The 5,825-nt window shown below is 69.7% G+C and carries 4 protein-coding genes and 1 pseudogene; 4 read left to right on the top strand and 1 reads right to left on the bottom strand.

What is annotated here, in order from left to right:
* Nucleotides 1-1,847: sensor histidine kinase (locus FUT87_RS19940; protein ID WP_147242152.1), on the top strand; the 1,847-nt coding region annotated here is incomplete at its 5' end.
* A gap of 257 nt (nt 1,848-2,104) precedes the next feature.
* Here FUT87_RS19940 and FUT87_RS19945 read toward each other — a convergent pair.
* Nucleotides 2,105-2,431 carry a four-helix bundle copper-binding protein gene (locus tag FUT87_RS19945; protein WP_091724428.1) on the bottom strand — a complete coding sequence of 109 codons (327 nt, stop codon included), beginning with the start codon at nt 2,429-2,431 and terminating at the stop codon, nt 2,105-2,107.
* Between the two features lie 474 nt (nt 2,432-2,905).
* On the opposite strand from FUT87_RS19945, the pseudogene FUT87_RS30950 reads away from it, so the two are divergent.
* The 3 genes and pseudogenes from FUT87_RS30950 to FUT87_RS19960 all read left to right on the top strand — a co-directional run.
* Nucleotides 2,906-3,109, top strand: a pseudogene (locus FUT87_RS30950) (TolC family protein); the annotation flags it as partial.
* Nucleotides 3,110-3,207: 98 nt separating this feature from the next.
* Entirely contained in the window at nt 3,208-4,041 is an 834-nt protein-coding gene (locus tag FUT87_RS30955) for a TolC family protein (RefSeq protein ID WP_255511935.1), read from the top strand.
* Between the two features lie 130 nt (nt 4,042-4,171).
* On the top strand, nt 4,172-5,824 hold the full coding sequence (locus FUT87_RS19960) for an ATP-binding cassette domain-containing protein (RefSeq protein ID WP_147242154.1): 1,653 nt from the start codon (nt 4,172-4,174) through the stop codon (nt 5,822-5,824).
* The last annotated feature ends 1 nt before the right edge of the window (nt 5,825 follow it).

Genomic DNA, 5,825 nt, shown 5'->3' on the forward strand with positions numbered 1-5,825 from the left:
TCGTCGAGGCCCGGGAGCGGCTCGCGCTGCCCGCGTTCATCCGCACCGACGGCGACCAGTCCCTGCACCGCGCCGTCTTCGAGATCGACCTCGACCCGTTCATCGGCCCGGAGGATGGATTCGACCCCGCGCGCGACGGCGACCCGGCCACGGCGCACCGTCCGCCCGCCAAGAGCCTGGTGCTCTCGCAGGCGATCAACGGCGCGGACATCTACCTCAACGGCGTCTGGATCAACGGGCTGGCGCAATCCAGCGCGCGGGCCCGCTTCATGTGGTTCCGCCCGCTGGTGGTGGAACTGCCGCCCAAGCTGCTGCGCCGCGACGGCCCGAACCGGGTCACCCTCGAAGTGAACAGCTGGGAGCCCTACTTCACGATCGCGCCCGTGCTGATCGGTCCGGCGGATCACGCCGCCTACGTCGCCGAGTCGATCCATTTCCTGTGCCGCACGCTGGCGAACGCATCGCGGGGCTTCTGCCTGCTGGCCGGCCTGTTCATGGTGGGCGTGTGGCTGGCGAATCGCAGCGATCCCGCCTTCGGGCTGCTGGGCGCGGCGTCGCTGATCTGGGCGGCCGTCTACACGCTGTCGCTGTGGATCTACATGCCGGCCGGGTGGCGCCCCGCCTGGCTCTGGGCCTTCTACCTGTGCGCGGGCGCGCTCAACGTGCTGCTGATCCAGTTCATCCTGCGCTACATCGACCAGCCGCTGAGCCGCCGCGCGCTGACGACGCTGGTGGCCATCTCGGCCGGGGCGGCGACGGTCTGGCCCTTCCTGGGACAGGTGGTCGAGTGGGACCTGGACATGTTCTGGATCTGGGTGCTGGTGCCCTTCCAGGCCTGGGCGATCCTGCGGCTGGCGCGCCACGCGTGGCGCACCCGCAGCAGCGACGCGGTGCTGCTGCTGGTCGTGGTGCTGGCGGCCGGCGCGCTCATCCTGCACGACTACAACGTGCTGATGCAGCTGGTGCGGCGCGCGCCCCGCGAGGACGACGGGACGCTCATGCGCCTGCTCACCGCGCCGATCTACCTGACCCACCTCGCCCTGCCGCCGCTGCTGATCGTGATGGCCCGGGTGCATCTGGCGAAGTTCCGCGTCAGCGTCGAGCATGTGCGCGAGGCCAACCGCATCCTGGCCGAAGCGCTGCGCCGGCGCGAGATGGAACTGGCCGTCAGCCACGCCCGGCAGCGCGACCTCGAGCGCGGCGAGGCGGCGCAGGAGGAACGCGAGCGGATCTACAGCGAGCTGCACGACGGCATCGGGTCGAAGCTGGTGCGGACGATCTTCAGCGTCCGCGATGGCCGCCTCGACCGCGATCAGGTCGAGCGCGGCCTGCTGGACGTGCTGCAGGGCGTGCGCGAGGTCATCAGCGAGACCGACACCACCGAACACCGGCCGATCCAGGACATCCTGTTCGACTACGGCGTGGACCTGGACGCGCTGCTGAGCGCGCCCGATTTCCAGGTCAGCTACGACATCGAGAACGACCGCGAATGCGTGCTGCTCGGAGGGCTGTCCAAGGAGGTGATGCGGATCGTCGAGGAGAGCGTGGCCAACACGCTGAAATACGCCCGCGCCTCGCGCCTGAACCTCTCGCTGCGGCTGGACGGCGACCTCCTCGTCGTGGTGGTCGAGGACGACGGCCAATCCGCCGCCGGCCCCGCACCCGCGGTGCGGCCGGCGTTCGGCACCTCCACCGGGCAGGGGCTCATCAACATGCGCGAGCGGGCGCGCCGCATGGGCGGCGAGTACCGCTTCGAGCGCGGCCCGGACGGGGCGCGTTCGACCCTGACCTTGCCGCTGGTGGCGGCCGTCGCGGCACCGCGCCACGAGGTGGTCGCTCCTCGCTGACGGGCGCCGCCGGGCAGCCGTGGCGGCTTCGCTTTTGCGAAACGTCAAATCAAAGTGAATATTCGACGGCAAACCGGAGTCATAGCCCTTGACGCGAATATCTCCAGTTGATCCAGACCCACGAAATTCGCCTCCACGGAATATGTCAACAAAAACTCGATCGCGGCGATATAAACGCCAGCCGAGTGGGAAATTCACCATCGGCCAGACGAATATCGGCGTCGCGCCAGGCAAGTACTGAACGCGGGCTGCGCAGCTCAATGGCCCGGCTGCAGCCGGTGCCGCTCGCCCGCGTGCACGTCGCAGGCCTCGGCGCAGGCGCGGCAGGCTTGCGCGCAACGCTTGCAATGGGCATGGGAATGCCGCTCGCACTCCTCGGCGCACGCTCGGCACAGGTGGGCGCACAACGCGCAGAAGTCACCGTGATGCTCGGACTCCCGGGAGAGCGCGCCCAGGGTGGCCTCGCAGAGGGCGGCGCAATCCAGGTTCAGCAGGGCGCAGGCTTCCAGGGTGCGGTCGCCGGAACGGATACAGGCGTTCGCGCATTGCCGGGTCGCGAGCAGCGCCTCGGCGCAGGCCCGCATGCAGGGCTCCAGGTCTTCAGAAGGGTTAGTCATGACGACTCCTCGGGGAAGGGGTGAAGACGGGATGTTGGCAACCGACATTCCCCGCCGGCCTCCGCTGGCCAGCACTACTCAAATTTGCTAGTCGCAATTCGGCATTCAGGGGCAGCAGATCAAAGAGTGACAAAAGGCTAGCAAATGAATGCTATTGTTGGCCGGCGAGACGAGAAAGGAAACTGAGCACCGAAGCAAAACCACTCCACGGAGTTTCCGGTGCTGACTCAAAACCCCTGCCCAGCGACGACCTGGATCCATATTCCCGGTTCGAAAACCTGGCGATATATCGCGATCGCCGCGACCCTCTCCGCCACCGCCGTCCCGGCCATCGCCGACGACGCCTCCGCGGCGATCCCCGCGCCTGAAGCCGCGGCCTCGGTTGCCTCGGCCCCCAGCCAGCCTGCCGTAACGCCTCCCGCGTCCCACTGGGGCGCCGCGATGGACGACTTCCTGCTGACCGCCCTGGCCGAAGATCCTTCGATCGAGCGCGCGCGGGCGTCGATCACCGCGGCCGAGGACGGCATCACCGCCGCGAAATGGCAGTTCGGCCCGTCGCCCAGCATCAGCCGGGAACTCGCGGGCGGCACCCATCGCTATGTGAACGTGGTGCGCGTGCAGCAGCCGCTGTTCAGCGGCGGCCTGCTGACCGCCAACCTCAGCGCTGCCCGGACCGCCCTGCGCGGCAGCCAGCAGGAATTGCTCGCGGCGCAGCTGCAGCTCAAACTCCGGATCGTCCAGACTTGGGCGGACTGGGCAAAGGCGCGTGGACGCGTCCAGGCGCTCGAGACGCTCCAGGACAGCCACCGCCAACTCCTGGACATGATCCGGCGCCGCCACCAGGCCGGCGTCGCGACGAACGCCGATGCGGCGCTCGCAGCCTCCCGGGAAAGCGCCGTCCAGGCCGAACTGGCCCAGGCACGGCTCGAGGAAGGCCTGCAGCGCGACCGCCTCGCCCTGCAGCGGCAGGCGGTGGTGGAGCCGTCGCTGGGCGCGGCGCTCGATGGCGCCCAGCCCGCCCCGCCCGAGCTGCACGAGGTGCTGGACCACATCCAGCTCTCGCCCGAGATCGCGCTGGCTCGCGCCAACGTCGACCTGGCGCGCGACGAACTGGCCAAGGCCAAGGCGGCGCTGCTGCCGACCATCAGCCTGCGCCTGGAGCACCAGAGCGGCGCCTACCGGGACCAGCGCGTCGGCCTCGTGTTCCAGGCGGGCCTGCAGGGCGGCCTGTCGGGACTCGCCGCGTCAACGCCGCGCGGGCCCGCATCGCCGCCGCGGAGGCCGCGGTCGACGCGACCGAACAGGATCTCCTGGGCAACTACCAGCTGGAATACACGCGCTTCGCCGCCGCCGGCGCGTCGCTGCGCAACGCCGAGCTCACCGCCGCCACAGGCGAAGAGGTGCTGGCGTCCTACCGCCGGCAATTCGACGCCGGCAAACGCGCCTGGCTGGACCTGCTGAACATGGTCCGCGAAGCCCACGCCACCCGCCAGACCCAGCGCGACGCCGCGATCGACGAACGCGCCGGCCGCTACCGCCTGGGCCTGCTGCTGGGCGACGCCGCCGCTGGCGACTGACCGCTTGCAGCCTGCTTCCCCCTGTCGCCCTCATTTCAGGATCCGCCATGACCGCCCTCCTCTCCTCGTCGTCCGACTCGACGACCGCGCCGCCGCTTGCCTCCGACGCGCTTGCCGCCGTCCTCACCCAATGGATGCGCATCACGGGCCGGCCGTTCCGATCGAACGCATCCGCCAGCACGCCGCGTCGTCGGCGCTCGCGGGGGACGGCCTGGACGCGGCGCGCGAACTTGCCGGGCGCCTGGACGAGCAGACCCGGTTCGTCGTCCTGCACGAGCCCCAACGCGCCGCGTTGCCCCTGTTGTGTCATCACGCCGAACACGGCTGGCAAGTGGTGACCGCCCGCACCGCGCACGGCCTGTGGACCTGCGCCGGCGCCGATGGCGTCCGTCGCGAGCTCGTCCTCGACGGCATTGCCTGCCTCCACGCCATCGCCGACGCGGACCGTGCGCCGTCGAGCGTCACCAGCGCGCGTCGCATGATGCTCTCGCAGGTCCGCGGGCAATGGCCGATCTTCATGGAGGCCGCCGGACTCTCCCTGGTGCTGGCCACGATCGGCATCGCGATCTCCTTCTTCTCCATGCAGGTCTACGACCGGGTCATTCCGAACCAGGGCGTCCAGACCCTGTGGGTGCTGACCGCCGGCGTCGGCCTGGCCGTGCTGATCGAGTTCCTGCTGAAGCTGGCCCGGGCCTCGCTGCTGGAGCCGCGACTCAAGCGCCTGGACGTCGGCATCTCCAAGGCGCTGATGGCCCGCCTGAACGCGGTGCGCCTGGATCAGCGCCCGGGCTCGGTCGGCACGCTCGCGTCGCAGGTCCAGAGCTTCGAGTCGATCCGCGGGATCCTGTCGACCAGCACGCTGTTCCTGCTCTTCGACATGCCGATGGCCCTGATCTTCGCCCTGGTGATCGCGGCGATCGGCGGTTTCTGGATGGCGCTGCCGGCGCTGGTGCTGTTCGGCGTCACCGTGCTGACCGGCCTGCTGCGCGCCCGGCGCATCGTCCGCCTGACCGCCAGCAACCAGTCTGGCGCGAACGCCAAGACCGGCCTGCTGGTGGAAACCATCGAAGGCACGGAGGCCATCAAGGGCCTGGGCGCCGCCTGGCGCTTCGAGGCGCGCTGGGCCGGCCTGTGTGAAGTGAATGCCACGCAGAGCCTGGCCCTCAAGCATGAAAGCGACACCACCTCCTACATCGCCGCGGCTCTGCAGCAGGCGAGCTACGTCTCGCTGATCTGCGTCGGCGCGGTCCTCGCGATCGAGGGACACCTGACGCAGGGCGCGATCGTCGCCTGCTCGATCCTCTCGGGCCGCGTGCTGTCGCCGCTGGCCTCCATCCCGCCGCTGCTGGTGCAACTGGGCAGCGCCCGGGCTTCGATGAAGGCGCTCGACGCGATCTTCAAGCTGCAGGTCGACAACGAGGCCATCGAGCGCCCCATCGTTCCCGAGACCCTCCGCGGCGAGCTGCGATTCGACGACGTCGAGTTCGCCTACCCCGGCCAGAAGGACCCGCTGCGCATCGGTCACCTGCACGTCCGTCCGGGCGACAAGGTCGCGATCCTCGGCACCGTCGGCGCCGGCAAGACGACGCTGCTGTCGCTGGCCTGCGGCCTGTCCAAGCCGACGCGCGGCACGGTCTACCTGGACGGCGTGGACCAGCAGCAGATCCACGCCGGCTGGCGTGCGTCGCATCTGGCCTACGGGCCGCAGCACGCCTGGTTGTTCGCCGGCACGCTGCGCGAGAACCTGCTGTTCGGGCTGCCCGACGCAGCGACGACATGCTGAT

Source organism: Mitsuaria sp. TWR114 (genome assembly GCF_007997345.1).